10 protein-coding genes are annotated in these 17,707 nt (G+C 40.7%); 5 read left to right on the forward strand and 5 right to left on the reverse strand.

The genetic code is table 11. The features are described from left to right. Complete coding sequence (locus NOS7524_RS15220; RefSeq protein ID WP_015139366.1) at window positions 1-1,485, reverse strand: VanZ family protein; 1,485 nt, start codon at window positions 1,483-1,485, stop codon at window positions 1-3. Between the two features lie 543 nt (window positions 1,486-2,028). Between NOS7524_RS15220 and NOS7524_RS15225 the strand changes: the two genes are divergently transcribed. After that, window positions 2,029-3,669, forward strand: a complete 1,641-nt coding sequence (locus tag NOS7524_RS15225; protein WP_015139367.1) for an adenylate/guanylate cyclase domain-containing protein — start codon at window positions 2,029-2,031, stop codon at window positions 3,667-3,669. A 167-nt stretch (window positions 3,670-3,836) separates the two neighbouring features. Here NOS7524_RS15225 and adhE read toward each other — a convergent pair whose 3' ends face one another. From adhE to pflB, 3 genes are all read right to left on the reverse strand, one after another. Continuing rightward, on the reverse strand, window positions 3,837-6,509 hold the full coding sequence (gene adhE / locus NOS7524_RS15230; RefSeq protein ID WP_015139368.1) for a bifunctional acetaldehyde-CoA/alcohol dehydrogenase: 2,673 nt from the start codon (window positions 6,507-6,509) through the stop codon (window positions 3,837-3,839). 82 nt (window positions 6,510-6,591) lie between these two features. Then, window positions 6,592-7,395, reverse strand: a complete 804-nt coding sequence (gene pflA / locus NOS7524_RS15235) for a pyruvate formate-lyase-activating protein (protein WP_015139369.1) — start codon at window positions 7,393-7,395, stop codon at window positions 6,592-6,594. A 630-nt stretch (window positions 7,396-8,025) separates the two neighbouring features. After that, window positions 8,026-10,254 (reverse strand): formate C-acetyltransferase, encoded by a 2,229-nt coding sequence (gene pflB, locus NOS7524_RS15240; RefSeq protein WP_015139370.1) that lies wholly within the window; start codon window positions 10,252-10,254, stop codon window positions 8,026-8,028. A 279-nt stretch (window positions 10,255-10,533) separates the two neighbouring features. Between pflB and NOS7524_RS15245 the strand changes: the two genes are divergently transcribed. The 4 genes from NOS7524_RS15245 (at window position 10,534) to NOS7524_RS15260 (ending at window position 16,026) form a co-directional block, all read left to right on the forward strand. Then, on the forward strand, window positions 10,534-11,076 hold the full coding sequence (locus NOS7524_RS15245) for a DUF1622 domain-containing protein (protein WP_015139371.1): 543 nt from the start codon (window positions 10,534-10,536) through the stop codon (window positions 11,074-11,076). A gap of 261 nt (window positions 11,077-11,337) precedes the next feature. Then, window positions 11,338-12,702 (forward strand): NAD-dependent succinate-semialdehyde dehydrogenase, encoded by a 1,365-nt coding sequence (locus NOS7524_RS15250; protein ID WP_015139372.1) that lies wholly within the window; start codon window positions 11,338-11,340, stop codon window positions 12,700-12,702. Between the two features lie 99 nt (window positions 12,703-12,801). Then, a complete protein-coding gene (locus tag NOS7524_RS15255; RefSeq protein WP_015139373.1) occupies window positions 12,802-14,445 on the forward strand; it encodes an acetolactate synthase large subunit in 1,644 nt (547 codons plus the stop codon). A gap of 630 nt (window positions 14,446-15,075) precedes the next feature. Beyond that, complete coding sequence (locus tag NOS7524_RS15260; protein ID WP_015139374.1) at window positions 15,076-16,026, forward strand: class I SAM-dependent methyltransferase; 951 nt, start codon at window positions 15,076-15,078, stop codon at window positions 16,024-16,026. Window positions 16,027-16,051: 25 nt separating this feature from the next. On the opposite strand, the gene NOS7524_RS15265 is transcribed toward NOS7524_RS15260, so the two are convergent. Continuing rightward, the gene (locus NOS7524_RS15265) at window positions 16,052-17,584 is read right to left on the reverse strand and encodes a phytoene desaturase family protein (protein ID WP_015139375.1); all 1,533 of its coding nucleotides are present in this window, start codon (window positions 17,582-17,584) and stop codon (window positions 16,052-16,054) included. Between the last annotated feature and the right edge of the window lie 123 nt (window positions 17,585-17,707).

Here is a 17,707-nt window from a genome sequence, read left to right on the forward strand (position 1 = left end):
TTAACTTCTCATTTTTAATTGAGAAGCTCTCACTTTTAACACCAGTATTGTCCCTGCGGTAAATGTTATTCCTAATAACAAGTGTTTCAGATTGAAAGTCTTGCCGCTTTCACTCACTAAAATACCTTCTAGGATTAAAGAAGGTATCAAGATTCCACTGTAAAGAACAACTTGAGAGAAGATTAATCTGCCTTTTGCCAATAGGCTTAATATGGCTAAACCAATTCCTAAAGGAATAAAAGTAAGTGCATAATAAAACACTCGTTGCTGTTGAGGAATTAATTCTATGAGATTAAAAGAGTAAGCATTCTGTAACTGGTCTACATACACTTGGATTGTAGCTCTAGAGTAAGTAATAACTAGATGATGTGGTTTTGTATCTAAAAATATATTAGGTATATGCAGGTTTAACTCTGTCCCATTTTCTCCCGTAATCGGTGTTCGTAAGCGAAAATCTAGGCTATTTCCCTGTTGTCCTAATGTCCAGTTACGGCGTAAAGAATTACCAGAAACAGAGAGAATCCGCGCCGGGCCATTCTGTTCTAAATTAGCAGTGGCAACGGTGGTACTGATGGTAAATTCTGATGTTTGACTAATTCTGTTACTCAGGTAAGTCACAGGAGTTGATGTTTGTAGCCAATGTTCAGCACTTAAAAACACACCTTTGCTTTCTTGCTGATTTTTAGGGTTTCCTTTCCAGATTAATTTGGGTAGCTTTCCTGTTTGGTCTTGATAGCAGCATTTCCCAGTTAATTGGTAGTTTGCTAGTAAAGAATCACCAAATTTTTCAAAATAACCTGGCTCATCTAAAATTTTTCCTACCTCACTTATTGATATAGCCCTATCGGCAATTTGCAACTCAGATACATATCCTTGCCAGGGTTTATCACCCGTTCTCTCATTACCAATGATGAGGGGATAGTTAATATCCCAATTACTTAAAGTAGTAGTAGTTTGCCATAAAAATGAAATTAAAACTGCCAAAATTATGTATCCAACACAAAATCCTATTATTTTTTGAATAGATTGGCTAACTCTACTATTTTCTATTTGTTTGACTGTAGAGCTAAAGCTGGGATTATGCCAGATTTGAAAACAAATTAACCCTAAGAAGCCACCCAATGTGTTGTTTATTAAATCCGCAGGTGTCGGCATTCTTGAGGGTAAAAATATTTGGGAAAATTCTACTGTTAATGACAAACTAAAGCTTGCTAATATGACAATTAAAATTTGCCGTATCTTTTTTATATTTAAGTTTTGCAAACCGCTAGCTAAACTAAAACCTAACGGCATAAATAACAAGATGTTATTTACTTGGTCTTGAAAAGAACTAGCATTTTTAAAACTGATGATAATTTTAGATAAGGAAAAACTATCGAAGCCTGAAAAATCAAATGGATAAAGGGTAGCTAATAAGACAGCTAAAATGCTGATAAGGCAAAGTAGCCAATTATATTTTTGTCGTAATTTATTGTTTCTAGTCATATCTGAAATAGTTACTAATAACTATGCTAAGTGTAAATTAATGCTTGCCAATTAATTATTGATAATTAATTGGCTTCTAAAGCCCGACGAGGTATCAGAGTAAATACAGCACTTTTGAAGTAAGTGAGGTACACCATGAGTATTAAGTAATGAGTAATGAGTAAGAAATTTACTTATTACTCACTACTTATTACTCATTACTTTTTTCAATCAGTTGCTGTACCTCATAAACATCGAATCTGCTGTAAATGCCTTTTTTATGTTATTTACTCAAACAATTTTAGAGCCAAGTATTTGATGAAGTTCTGATAAAATCCATTTTGTTTTAGCACAATTTAATCAGAAAAATTGTGTAAGCCCATACAGGCATAAATCGAGTAACTAGGATTCTCCTAACCGAATTATATCTAAATAAATATATTTTACGTATATTTTTATACATATAGTTGTCGATCGCCATGAACAATGCCATAAAGAAATGGTAAAGAGGATATCCCTTACTGAAATCAGTTTGCACTCCCAACCCCCAGACACATCACACCCATGACTGAACTGACTTTACGCTTAAAACAGGGAGATACGGAAACCACTGTCACAGTGAATTACGACGTATTTACAATAGGTCGGTTGCCGGAATGTAACTTATACTTACCTTTTGGGGGAGTGTCCCGCAAACACGCCCAAATCGTCAAAAAGGCTCATGACAGCTGGATAATTGAGGATTTAGGCAGTAAAAACGGGACACAGGTTAATCAAACGTTTATTAACAAGACTCAACAGCTACATCACGGTGATGTCATTTGCTTGGGTAACGTGGATATAGTCGTGTTATTTCACACTCCGCCACCACCGCCACCTCCAACTAAACAAGTAACTGTAGTGGAGAATTCTGAGCAAAGAACCATTTTTCGTAACGTCAAACAATTACAACAGCAATGGATAGATGCTGATAGTAATAATGGTGATATTGGTAATAAGAATAAAACTATTGCTCGTCTAAAAGATTTAGTAGATATAGCTAAAAATCTTTGTGCAGCAGCATCTATAGAAGAGATTTTTTATCAAGTTGAGCAAGTTGTATTTCGCTACCTCAGCAGCATTGACCGTTTAGCATTATTAATTGATGTCAATGGTTGCGGTCATTTAGAATTAGTTAATGCTGGCACTAGAAGTAAAACCCAACAGAAATATTTATTGGCTGATGCCAGTTGGATTAGTCGGAGTATTTGCCAAAAGGTATTTGAAGAAAAAGTAGTAATTCAAACTGCTGATACTCATAAAGATGAGAGATTTTCTTGCGAACATAGCATTTTGCTCAAAGGGATTCGTAGTGCTATGGCTGTACCCTTATGGGATGAAAATAAAGTAGTAGGTGTGCTGTATGCTGATGCTCATCTGTCTTCTTACCACTGGGCAAATGAAGGTGAGGAAGAACTGAGCTTTTTTTCAGCTTTAGCAAATCTTGTAGCTTCGAGTGTCCAACGTTGGTTACTAGCAGAAAAACTAAAAACAGAAGAAGTTATTCGCCATCGCTTAGAACGTTATCACTCACCGGCGGTTGTCCAGCAGTTGATAGCTGTGGGTAGTTCACCAGATGGACGTTTACCGCCCGCAGAAAGCGAAATTAGTATTTTGTTTGCAGATTTAGTTGGTTTTACAGCTATTTCTGAAAGGTTAACACCAACCGCGATCGCCCAATTATTAAATAAGTTATTTGAAGAAATGCTACAGGAAGTGTTTGCTTGTGGCGGCACTTTAGATAAATACATCGGTGATTGTATCATGGCATTTTTTGGCGCACCCGAACCGCAAGCAGACCATGCCGATCGCGCCACAACCGCCGCTAAAGGTATGCTAAATCGTCTAGAACATCTCAATGCCAATGGTTTCTGGCAAGAACCCTTACAATTACGGATTGCGATAAACAGTGGTAAAGCAGTTGTTGGGGATGTGGGGAGTTCCCAAAGGGTGGAATACACAGCATTAGGCGCTACTATTAACCTAGCGGCAAGAATGGAAAGCATTTGCCCTCCTAGTGAATGTGTGATTAGTGAAGCTACATATCACTTACTTTCACACCCTGATGATTTTCAAGAAATGGGAGATTACCGCTTTAAAGGTATTGATAGATTAGTCAAGGTTTATCAAAGAAAATTACAGTCGGTAACGACGTTTATTCATTAGTCATGGGGCATTTCCAGAAATTATAGTAGGTGACAGGTGACAGGTGATAGGTGACAGGGATAGGTGACAGGTGAGCTTGATGTCTATTGGGCATGAGGAAGAAGACTTTCCCCTTTTCTCCCTACTTCTCTGCTTCTTCCCAATCCCCAATCCCCAATCCCCAATCCCTACACCCCTACACCCCTGAGAATTGCCGCATCACTGTTGTGATATAGTGCTGCGTCTATCCGACAACCTTGATAGGCTAAGACATATAATTCTTTCAAGTCGTTCATTAGTGGATAGCGTGGATTTGCTCCGGTGCATTGATCATCAAATGCTTGTTCTGCCATCTCTTCCAACTTGGCGTAGAACTCTTGATCTTCGTCTCCTAAAGCTTGTTTAATTGTGGCAGGAATATCAATTTGACGTTTGAGATTTTCAATTGCAGATACCAATAATTCCACTTTTTCATCGGCTGTATTGCCACCTAAATGCAGGTGATCAGCTATTTGAGCATATCTGTCTTTAGCATTAGGATATTTGTACTGGGGAAAAATTGCTTGCTTGAATGGAATATCCGTAGCGTTGTAGCGGATGACGTGGGAAATCATCAAGGCGTTGGCGAGTCCGTGGGGGACGTGGAAGGTTGCACCGAGTTTGTGTGCCATTGAGTGACAAATACCCAAGAACGCATTCGCAAAGGCCATACCGGCAATTGTGGCGGCATAATGGACTTTTTCCCGTGCTTTCGGATCATTAGCACCATTTTGGTAAGCACTGGGTAAATATTTAAACAATAGTCTAATTGCTTGCAATGCCAAACCATCTGTAAATTCGCTAGCCATTACGGATACGTAGGATTCTAAGGCATGAGTTAAAGCATCAATCCCACCGTAGGCTGTGAGTTTTTTGGGCATATTTGAGACGAGTTCCGGGTCGGCGATCGCAATATTCGGAGTTAGGGCATAATCTGCTAAGGGGTATTTCACGCCTACTCTGTCATCTGTCACCACAGCAAAGGGTGTCACTTCTGAACCAGTCCCGGATGTTGTGGGAATCGCCACCATGATGGCTTTTTGTCCCAAGGGTGGTAATTCATAAACTCGCTTGCGGATATCCATAAACCGCATCGCCAAGCCTTCAAATTCCACATCGGGATGTTCGTACATCAACCACATGACTTTGGCTGCATCCATTGGCGAACCCCCACCAATGGCAATAATTACATCTGGTTGATAGCTTCTGAGTAAGGCTAATCCTTTATTGACGTTGGATAATGTGGGATCAGGTTCAACATCGTGAAACACGTCATGTTTTACGCCAATTTCGTCTAACACCTGGGTAACTTTATCGACTATTCCTAAATCAAATAATTGTTTATCTGTAACGATAAAAGCGCGTTCTTTCCCTACTAAATCACGTAAAGCTACAGGCAAACACCCATATTTAAAATATACTTTGGGTGGAACACGAAACCACAACATATTTTGGCGACGTTGGGATACCGTTTTAATATTGACAAGGTGATGGGGTGTGACGTTATCGGAAACTGTATTACCTCCCCAAGTCCCGCAACCTAAAGTTAAAGATGGATCAAGTTTAAAGTTATATAAATCACCAATTGCACCTTGAGAAGATGGGGTATTAATCAAAACACGCCCGGTTTTCATTTTGTTCTCAAAATAGGCAATATCATCCAGATTGGCGGGATTTGTATACAAAACTGATGTATGTCCCAATCCCCCAAATTCCACCAATTTTTCAGCTTTATCTACTGCTTCAGGAAAATTTGCAGCCCGATACATAGCCAAAATTGGCGATAATTTTTCATAGGCAAAAGCTTCACCTTCTCCCACTGTTTCAACTTCACCAATTAAGACTTTATAAATCTTTGGGGCTTGGGAAGCATCGGTATCATTTGGCAGTGAAATTCCGGCTAATTTAGCTAAATTATCGACTGACTGTCCGACAATAGCGGGATTTAATCTGCCCTCTTTCAAAATTACACTACCCAGCTTTTGTTTTTCCTCATCATTGAGAAAATATGCGCCCCGGCAGATAAATTCCTGTTTGACTTTTTCGTAAATATCATCAACTACAACAACTGATTGTTCCGAAGCACAAATCATGCCGTTGTCAAAGGTTTTACTTAATAAAATTGAACTCACAGCAGTTTGAATATGTGCGCTGCTATCAATGACTGCTGGAGTATTACCAGCACCCACACCTAACGATGGATTTCCAGAAGAATAAGCAGCACGTACCATTCCTGGCCCGCCAGTGGCTAAAATTAATTTAATTTCTGAATGCTGCATTAAAGCTTTGGATAACTCTACCGTTGGCTCATCAATCCAACCAATAATATCCTCTGGCGCACCTGCGGAAATTGCAGCTTTCAGAATAATTTTTGCTGCTTCTACAGTACATTTTTTAGATTTGGGATGGGGTGAAAAAATAATGGCGTTACGAGTTTTTAAAGCAATTAACGCTTTAAAAATTGTTGTAGCAGTAGGATTAGTTACGGGGACAATTCCGGCAACAATCCCTACAGGCTCAGATATCTTTTGAATGCCAAATGTATGGTCTTCTTCAATGATCCCGCAGGTTTTTTCATGCTTGTATTTATTGTAGATAAATTCCGAAGCAAAGTGATTTTTAATCACTTTATCTTCGACAATCCCCATACCTGTTTCTGCTACTGCCAATTTTGCTAGGGGAATCCGTTCGGCATTAGCAGCTAATGCCGCCTTTTTAAAGATGACATCGACTTGTTCTTGAGAGTAATTTGAGTATTTAGCTTGTGCAGTTTTAACTCGTTGCACAAGTAATTCTAATTCTTCGATATTAGTGACTTGCATATTTTTATCCTGTTGCGGAGTTTACTACAGAGATTTCACTCGTTCATCAATTAATCAAACTTCATCCTAGAGGATTTATTTATCAAATAGCAAAAATTTCTCTACTACGAAAAATATCTAATGCGGCTTGTACTTGTTCTGGAGTTGGCGGAGGGGTATTTTCTAATAGGTATTCTAAACCCAATTCTTGCCATTTGTATTCACCCATTTTATGAAATGGCAAGACTTCTAATCTTTCAATATTATTGAATGGAGCGATAAAATCAGCTAAACCAGTAATATTCCCTGGATCATCAGTTAGACCTGGAACTAACACAAATCGCATCCAAGTAGGCTGATTAATTGTGTTGAGATATTTCGCTAAATCCAATGATGTTTGGATATTACATCCTGTAACTTTAGCATAAGTTGCTGGGTCAAATGATTTAATATCCAGCATGACTAAATCTACAAATTCTAATACGGATTTAGCAGATTCTAAGTTACAAAATCCAGAAGTATTTAACGCTGTATGAATACCTAATTCTTGACAACGTTTAAATATTTCTCGCACAAACCCAGGTTGCATTAATGGTTCACCACCACTGATTGTCACACCTCCACCAGAAGATTTCATATAAGATGTATACTTCTGAATTTCTGTCACCAGTTCGTCAACGCTGACTTGTTTACCATTTTCCAGGTAGCGACAATCAACATTGCTGCAATAAAGGCAACGCAGAGGACAACCAGATGTGAAAATTACGAATCGAATCCCAGGCCCGTCAACTGTTCCACAGGTTTCTACTGAATGTACGTAGCCAGAATTAATTATTTCTGGAACTATATGACTATTTTCTAGTGTGTGATGTTCGATTTTAGGAATTGGGAATTGTACATTTTGCATGAAGTTTACCTAATTTGACATCACTCATCAATTTGTCTTTTGCATCTAACTATGAGTTATAGATAAAAAATGTGAGGAAGTTGTGGGGATTTATTGTTATACACAATCAATTTCAGGAATTAGTTTTTATTTATAGTGATCCCTCTTAGATATTGATCAAAATAACAATGCTGTATCTTTAAATTTTGATTAAGGAATCATGATATTTTTAATTCATGATGATACTATTCACATCTCTTTTGAAGAAAATTAGTGATTTGTTTGGTTTTTGTTATTTAAGATATCCAAATATATACCTCAAGATTATAAATATACATAATTTTTTAGCAACTCTTAAGAAATACAGGTGACACAGAAAAGTAAGCTTTTTTATTTTTATTGGTTTTGTCTGATTTCAAGTCATAAAAAAATCTCCCTAACTGTTGAGATAAGTCAGGGAAATCATAGGTTTTAAGACGTGATTTATCGCGTCTCTACAAGTGGGTTATGAATCAATTCAAAATAGCCTACGGCAAGGCTTGCGCCTACAAAATTCAAAATTAAGAGGTTGTTTGAAAAGTGCTTGGCTGTGATTTTAGAGACTTATTGATCCCCCCTACCCCCCTTAAAAAGGGGGGAAATTGAATAAAACTAAAATCGTTCGTGGAATGTCCGCTTAATTACGTCAAGTTGTTGTTCTCGCGTCAATTTAATAAAGTTGACGGCGTAACCGGAAACTCTAATGGTTAGCTGCGGATATAACTCAGGATGTTCCATTGCATCTAGCAACATTTCCCGCTTCAAGACGTTAACGTTGATGTGGTGTCCACCATCATGGAAGTAACCATCCAGCATTCCCACAAGGTTGTTGATTTGGTCAACTTCTAATTTACCTAAAGCCGATGGTACAACTGAGAAAGTGTTGGAAATTCCATCTTGTGCGTATTCGTAGGGAATTTTGGCTACTGATTCTAAAGAAGCGATCGCACCTTTACTATCCCTTCCGTGCATGGGATTTGCACCAGGCGCAAAGGGTTCACCGGCTTTTCTCCCGTCGGGTGTGTTACCGGTTTTCTTCCCGTAGACAACGTTTGAGGTGATGGTTAATACTGATTGCGTCGGTGTAGCTTGGCGATACGTTGGATGTTTACGCAGTTCTTCCATGAATTTAGTAACTAAATCGACTGCGATTACATCAACTTGATTGTCATTGTTACCGTATTTGGGGAAATCGCCGGTAATTTCATAATCAACGGCTAATCCTGTCTCATTCCGTAATACTTTGACTTTTGCATACTTAATTGCCGATAAAGCATCTGTCACCACCGATAAACCCGCAATCCCGCAAGCCATTGTCCGTAAAATATCGCGATCGTGCAGTGCCATTTCGATGCGTTCGTAACAGTATTTATCGTGCATATAATGGATGACGTTGAGGGTGTTGATATACGCTTTTGCCAACCACGCCATCATGATTTCAAGTTGATCCCACACCTGTTGGTAGTCAAGATACTCAGAAGTGATAGGTGCGATCGCAGGCGCAACTTGTTCCCCTGATTTTTCATCTCTACCGCCATTGATCGCATACAGCAAGCACTTAGCTAGATTGACTCGCGCACCGAAAAACTGCATTTGTTTACCAATTCGCATGGCGGAAACGCAACAGGCGATCGCATAATCATCTCCCCAATATGAACGCATTAGATCATCGTTTTCATACTGAATAGAGCTAGTATGAATTGAAACTTTGGCACAGAAACGTTTAAAGTTCTCTGGCAAGCTTTCCGACCACAACACGGTTAAGTTTGGCTCTGGTGCTGCGCCTAAATTATACAAAGTATGCAAAATACGGAAACTATTTTTAGTTACCAAAGGTCTACCATCTTCACCTATACCACCCACACATTCTGTTACCCAAGTGGGATCACCAGAGAAGAGTTGATTATAGTCCGGTGTCCGCAGAAATCTCACCATGCGTAATTTCATCACAAAATGGTCGATGAGTTCTTGCAGTTCAGACTCGGTGATTTTGCCTTGTTGTAAGTCCCGTTCAAAGTAGATATCCAAGAACGTAGAAACTCGTCCCAAGGACATCGCCGCACCGTTTTGTTCTTTGACGGCGGCGAGGTAGCCAAAATATAACCACTGCACAGCTTCTTTCGCCGTGGCTGCGGGTTGACTAATATCAAAGCCGTAGCTTGCAGCCATTGTCTTCAATTCAAACAGTGCTTTGATTTGTTCCGAAATTTCTTCACGCAGGCGAATTGTACCTTCATCGATGACATCTAATTCTAACGATGTGAGTTGTGCTTTTTTGTCTTCAATCAGAGCATCAACACCATACAAAGCTACTCGTCGATAATCCCCAATAATTCTGCCGCGTCCGTAAGCATCTGGTAATCCAGTGATAATACCATAGTGGCGGCATAAGCGCATTTCACGTGTATAGGCATCAAATACCCCATCATTATGGGTTTTGCGGTATTTGGTAAATATCTCTGCGGTTTGGGGATTGATTTCGTAACCGTACGCTTGTAATGAATCTTTAACGACGCGAATCCCACCTAACGGCATAATGGCGCGTTTCAGGGGTTTTTCAGTTTGCAATCCCACTATTTGTTCGAGTTCGCGGTTAATATAACCCGGTTGATGGGAGGTAATTGTCGAAACAACTTCTGTATCTGTATCGAGAATGCCCTTTTCGCGCTCAACTGCCATTAAGTCTTTGACTTGATCCCAGAGTGCTTGAGTTGTGGGAGTTGCACCTGTTAAAAAAGATTCATCACCATTGTAAAGGGTGTAATTTTTTTGGATGAAGTCGCGGACGTTGATTTCTTCCATCCATGTGCCACTTTTAAAGCCTTGCCATTGTGCCAACATTTTAGATTTCCCCCAGTTGATGAAGCTGATGATTGACTGCGGTATCTTATTGGGGATAACGTAGCACATTTGACTTTGATGTTAACCCCAGTGATGGGTTATGAACCTCCATGAGTAAAGCAAGAGGCCAATAGTTACAGGGGTTTTGGACGACTATTAAACCTTTATGTATATGACGTGATGTGTCAAATCCCCTGAGTCATGTTTTTGGTGCTTTTTTCCACCCGTCGGACTCACCTTAATTTAATATTTGCTTAGGTCTTTTCGTTGTGAATCAACATGAAGCGGGAGTCATTACTGGAATCATTGGTTAATCTGTTGCTCCCTTTAGGATTAATTTTTGGATTGGTTCTACTTTTAAGTATTAACATCGGACAAATTGACACAACAGCAGCCGCTAAAAATCCCTTGGAATCATGGCTAAAGTTAATTATTGGTTACTTAGCAGCCACAGCAGAAATTGCAGCAGCCGTAGTCATTGGCATGGCAGTAATTCGCGGTATTATGCTTTACTTTCTGCAAATATTTTCTCGTTCCAGACAACATCTTGATTCTACAGAATTGGTGCGTCTGCAATTAGGGAGAGCTTTGGCTTTAGGATTAGAATTTTCTGTTGCAAGTGATATTTTGCGGACAGCAGTTGCACCAACACGCCAAGATATTCTCAATCTGGGAGCGATTGTATTGTTAAGAACTCTGCTGAACTACTTCTTAGAAAGGGAGATTAGGCAGGTTGAGCAAGCACGTTTCAGCAGTAGAGAAAATATTCATAGTTCAAGCTTGGAAACATTAGATACATCTGATTTTCATCAAGATGAATAGAAATAAATATTTCTTTGTGTTTTTGCATCTTTGTACTACAAAGATGAATTATTAACCACACAGGCACGAAGATATATGAGGGAATTTTAATGATTATTACTGAATGAATTAGTGTAATTTTATTCAATTTTAATTGCGAGATTTTAAGATTGAGCAACTCCATCTGAATTCAAAGACTACAATTTGTGTGGTAGCTGACTTCAGAGATATGTGTAACACTAAGAAGCTACCTCAAGCTATTTTGAAACGGGAGGTCAGGCAATGGCGATCGCCACTATCAATCCCGCTACTGGGGAAACGCTCAAAACCTTTGAGCCACTCAATGATACAGAAATTGCCGCTAAATTAGATGCGGCACAACAGGCTTTTGAACAGTACCGTCAGACAAGTTTTCCAGAGCGATCGCAGTGGTTAAATACAGCTGCGTCAATTTTAGAGCAAGATCAGGCTGATTTTGCCAAAATCATGACTATTGAAATGGGCAAGCCTTACAAAGCCGCGATCGCAGAAGTGGAAAAATGCGCTTCAGTGTGTCGCTACTACGCTGAAAATGCTGTTGATTTCTTAGCTGATGTTTCAGTCAAAACTGATGCCAGCCATAGTTTTGTGCGCTATCAACCCTTGGGTATAATTCTCGCTGTCATGCCGTGGAATTTTCCCTTCTGGCAGGTGTTTAGATTTGCTGCGCCAGCACTGATGGCGGGGAATGTCGGCTTACTCAAACACGCTTCTAATGTGCCGCAATGTGCTTTAGCAATTGCAGATATCATGCAACGGGCTGGTTTTCCTGAAGGTGTATTTCAAACTCTATTAATAGGTGCAGCGAAAGTTGCCGATTTAATGGCGGATGAGAGGGTAAAAGCTGCTACCTTAACAGGAAGTGAGCCAGCCGGCGCATCTCTAGCGGCGGCGGCGGGCAAACAAATTAAAAAAACCGTGTTGGAATTGGGAGGAAGTGACCCCTTTATTGTTTTAGAAAGTGCTGATTTAGCAGCAGCCGCTACGACAGCAACAACAGCACGAATGTTAAATACTGGTCAATCTTGCATTGCTGCCAAACGCTTTATTATTGCCGAAGCGATCGCTGATCAATTTGAGAAATTGCTGTTAGAAAAATTCACGGCGTTGAAAGTTGGTGATCCCATGCTGCCCGACACCGATTTAGGCCCTTTAGCAACACCTGATATTCTCCAAGATTTAGACCAACAAGTACAAACTGCTGTCAAAAGTGGGGGAAAAGTCCTCACAGGTGGACATCCTTTAGATATGCGTGGCAACTTTTATCCGCCAACAATTATCATAGATATTCCCATTGACTCACCCATTGCCCAAGAAGAATTTTTTGGACCAGTGGCGTTGTTATTTCGTGTGCCAGATATCGATGCTGCCATTAAACTAGCCAATGCTACACCCTTTGGTTTAGGCGCAAGTGCTTGGACAAACAACGATCAAGAACGCGATCGCTTAATCGCAGAAATTGAAGCTGGCGCAGTATTTATCAACGGCTTAGTTAAATCTGATCCCCGACTACCATTTGGTGGTATTAAGCGTTCTGGGTATGGCAGAGAACTAAGCATTCAAGGCATACATGAGTTCATGAATGTTAAAACCGTTTGGGTGAAATAAATAGGAAATAGGGAGTAGTAAATAGTGAGTAAGGATTTTCTTTCACTACTCCTAACTCCCGATTTCCTACTCCCCAAATTAACTAATGAGGAATTTAAAATGAATACGGCAGAACTATTAGTACAGTGTTTAGAAAATGAAGGTGTAGAATATGTTTTTGGTCTTCCTGGTGAAGAGAATTTACACGTTTTAGAAGCAATTAAACATTCATCGATTCAATTTATTACCACGCGTCATGAACAGGGTGCAGCGTTTATGGCTGATGTCTATGGACGCTTAACCGGCAAAGCTGGGGTGTGTCTTTCTACCCTTGGCCCTGGGGCAACAAATTTAATGACTGGTGTAGCAGATGCTAACCTTGATGGTGCGCCATTAGTAGCCATTACTGGGCAAGTGGGAACAGATAGAATGCACATTGAATCCCATCAATATTTAGATTTGGTGGCAATGTTCGCCCCTGTAACTAAGTGGAATAAACAGATTGTTAGACCGAGTATTACACCAGAAGTAGTGCGAAAAGCCTTCAAGCGATCGCAAACTGAAAAACCCGGTGCAGTTCATATAGATTTACCAGAAAATATTGCTGCCATGCCCGTAGAGGGTAAACCATTGCATAAAGATAACGTTGAAAAAACCTACGCTTCTTTTGCGAGTATTCGAGCCGCCGCCGCCGCCATTTCTCAAGCAGTTAACCCACTAATATTAGTAGGAAATGGGGCAATTCGCGCTCAAGCTAGTGATGCAGTAACGCAATTTGCCACCCAGATGAATATCCCTGTGGCTAATACCTTCATGGGTAAAGGTGTAATTCCCTACACTCATCCTTTAGCCTTGTGGTCAGTAGGATTACAACAAAGAGATTTTATTACCTGCGGGTTTGATAATACAGATTTAGTCATTGCGATCGGTTATGATTTAATTGAATTTTCCCCTAAAAAATGGAATCCCGAAGGTAAAATTCCCATTGTGCATATTGGGGCAAGTTCTGCGGAAATTGATAGCAGTTATATTCCCAATGTAGAAGTAATCGGGGATATTTCCGATTCTCTGATGGAAATTTTAAAAGTAGCAGACCGACATGGTAAACCCAACCCCTACGCTATTAGTTTACGGGGAGAAATTCGGAGTGATTATGAACAATATGCTAATGATGAAGGTTATCCAATTAAACCGCAAAAGTTAATTTATGACTTGCGGCAAGTCATGGGGCCAGATGATATTGTGATTTCTGACGTAGGCGCACATAAAATGTGGATTGCTCGCCATTATCATTGTCATAGCCCCAATACCTGCCTAATTTCTAATGGCTTCGCTGCAATGGGTATTGCTATTCCTGGTGCTTTAGCGGCAAAACTCGTCTATCCTAACCGCAAAGTTGTAGCAGCTACCGGTGACGGTGGTTTTATGATGAATTGCCAGGAATTAGAAACAGCATTGCGTGTTGGTACGCCCTTTGTCACCTTAATTTTTAATGATGGTGGCTACGGTTTAATTGAGTGGAAACAAGAAAATCATTTTGGTAAAGGAAAATCATCTTTTGTCCATTTTGGCAATCCCGATTTTGTCAAATTAGCTGAAAGTATGGGCTTAAAAGGTTATCGAGTCGAATCAGCTTTGGACTTAATTCCTGTACTAAAAGAAGCCCTGGCTCAAGATGTACCTGCTGTCATTGACTGCCCTGTAGACTACAGAGAAAACCGCCGCTTTACCCAAAAAGCCGGTGAGTTAAGTTGTGAAGTTTAGAAAGTTATCAGGTATCTAGCATAAGTAATGAGTTAGGGTTTATTTATTTCTAGCTCATTACTTATCAATTTCTAAGAGGTTGTTTGAAAAGTGGTTGGCTGTGATTTTGGAGATTTATTGATCCCCGCTACCCCCCTTAAAAAGGGAAATTGAATCAAAGTCCCCCTTTTTAAGCTATCCATTATAAACATATTTACTTAACATTTCGAGAGTATTAACTCATGTCTCTAGAACCCTGATTCGTTCGTTTTTTATTCTCAATAAAAACACTGTTTTAGCGAGAAGAATAAATGGTGATTTGTCAAGTAGGCTTAAAGGTTCAGTCCTTAAGATGCCTATAGAGCAAGGGCTTTAAGATTGTAAAGAAAGATGTGGGTAACGCATAGCTTTTTAAGGGGGATTTAGGGGGATCTAAAATGTTTTGATACCAACAAGAGAACTGTTAAAATCGGGTTAGTTGCAGTCACAGCAAAGGTTTATAAAATAGCCCATACAAAATACCGGACGTAATTTGGAACTTGAACCAGATCCTATGGTTTAATTCACATTAGGCTGAATAAATATCCCTGTACCCCGCGTCAATTCTACAATAGAGTCAGTTGCAATTATCGCCTCACTACATTCACGCTGATGAACACAAAAAACAAACCAGACTGGGCTGGTGAAAGTTTACTCTCCAATTTCGTTAATTTGTTAATTCAAACCAAACCTATTTACGGTGTGATGAAACACCAAGCCAGACAAGTCCTCATCAAAACGGCTGAAAAAAATGGTATTCCCTGGCGCAAAAATTATGAGGCGCTGCAAAAATCGGGAGCAAAACAACTGTTATCAGCAGTGACTAACCCGCGTGTTGTTTACCCCGATTACTACAACGTACCCTTCCATGCCTACTCTGAGGGGAATCTGTGCTGGGAGGCTGCTTTTGAAACGGAATCAGCTACCTATGCGATGGCATTACGGGTATGGCCGCAAGAAAATCTGACTTGGGAAGATGCCCATGCTAGACTCAGAGGCACTTTTCATGATGCCCTGGAGACATACGGGCCTCGGCAAGTCAGGGATATTTTAGATATTGGTTGTTCTGTGGGTGTCTCTACCTTGGCGCTACACCGCTATTACCAACGCCGGGAAAGATATCCAGTTCGCACGGTGGGTTTGGATTTGTCGCCCTATATGCTGGCTGTAGCTAGGACTAGAGATGTTAATAGTGAGATAGCCGAGTGGATTCATGGCAGGGCAGAAAATACAGGCTTACCAGATAACTCCTTTGATTTGGTAACTATCCAGTTTGTCACCCATGAACTCCCAAGTTATGCCAGCCAAGACATTTTCGCCGAGGCTAGAAGGTTACTTAGACCGGGTGGTTATATTGCCTTAGTAGATAATAACCCGCGATCGCCTGTCATCCAAAATCTCCCCCCCGTCCTCTTCACTCTCATGAAAAGTACTGAGCCGTGGAGTGACCAATACTACAGCTTTGACATAGAAGCAGCACTACAAAAAGTCGGTTTCCTAGAACCTGTAACCGTTCCCAGCGACCCCCGACACCGCACAATTATTGCTAGAAAACCAGAGTAAACAAATACTCCGCGCCCCTGTGCGTTTAAAAACTAACTCTATTCAGCATCCCCAAATGCTCACTCACAGGCGCAAGAGTATTAGCTACAATCATCCCACTAGCAGCGACAGCAGGTAAACCAATACCTGGAAACGTCGAATCACCACAGCACATCAACCCAGTTATGGGTGTGCTGTGTCCCGGAAATAAACCCACGCCTGCGGAAATTGCTGGCCCATAAGAACCATGATGACGACGCAAAAATCTTTCATGGCTAAGGGGTGTACCTACCAATGTAATTTCACAACGGGAGCGAATATCGGGAATAATTCTTTCTAAAGCTTGCCACATAACTTCAGCCCGCGATCGCTTCTGCTGCTCATATTCTTTACTTCTCCTGTCCATCCCTTCCCAGAGCATGTAAGGTTCATTACCTGGGGTGTAAACATGAATTACGTGTTTTCCTGGGGGTGCTAGGGATGGGTCGATAATGGAAGGAATTGATACTAATACGACATTTTGAGGCGCATTAATCCCCAATTCCCAATCATTGACTACTATATAATGACAAGCTAAATCTGCTGGTAAACCCTGAGCGTCAATCCCTAAATGCAGGTGCATGAAACTATCACACTCAGGTATGACTTGGCGTTGGGTGCGGAATTTTTCGGGTAATGCTCCCTCTGGTAATAGCTTCAGCGTATCCCAGACCGAAGCATTAGAAACAACTGCTCGCCGCGCCCGAATTTCTTCACCATTTCGCAGCCTCACACCTACGGCGCGTTTACCTTCTAATAAAATTTGCTCAACATGAGCGCCTAATATTAATTCTCCACCATGTTTTTTTAGTCCTTGTACTAAGGCATCCACTAAAGCACCACTACCACCGACAGGGTAATCTAACATTACTCCTGGTTTGTACCAGTCAGCAAACATAAATGCTACTTCGGCGGCATTAGTTCCCGATGCGGGTAGTCCAGAGAGGAGAAAACACAGCAAGTTGAGCCAGTTATAAATAAACGGGTCACGCACCACACCGTTCATGATACGGTCAAAAGACCCTGTTAACTTGAGAACATTGGCAGCGTGTTTAGCTAACGATGGGGCAAATTTACCGACAGTCACAGCTGCACCTATATCTAAGCGTAATGCAGCCGGAGGGAGAGCGATCGCTGCTTGGGCTAGTGGTGTCATCACCCTTTGCAGTTGTCGCCATTCCTTGACTGCATCCTGTCCCCGCAGTCTAGCCAAAACTTCACAAAATTGGTCGCCTCCCACTGAGGTATCAAAATCACCTTCGGGCAAGCAACAGCCCCAGGTATCGTAATTAACACAAGGTAAATCAACACCAATTGCGTCTAGAACTTGGCGTAAAGGATTAACAGAAGGACTGTAAGACAAACCAGAGTAGAGAGAAGGCCCTGAGTCAAACTTAAATCCCTGACGCTCAAAAGAGTGCGCCGCCCCACCTGCTATAGAATGACTTTCACAGACAGTCACCTCCAACCCATAGCGAGCCAAAAGAGCCGCACAACTCAAACCACCAATACCACTACCAATTACGATTACGTCAGTCATTAGTCATTAGTCATTAGTTATTAGTCATTAGTCAAACTCCCCCCAATCCCCAATCCCCAGTCCCCAATCCCCCAAATTTTTTGTCTATCCTAAGAATAGGGGAATCCTTTACGTAAATTGCCA

This window comes from Nostoc sp. PCC 7524, from assembly GCF_000316645.1.
Taxonomy (GTDB): Bacteria; Cyanobacteriota; Cyanobacteriia; order Cyanobacteriales; family Nostocaceae; genus Trichormus.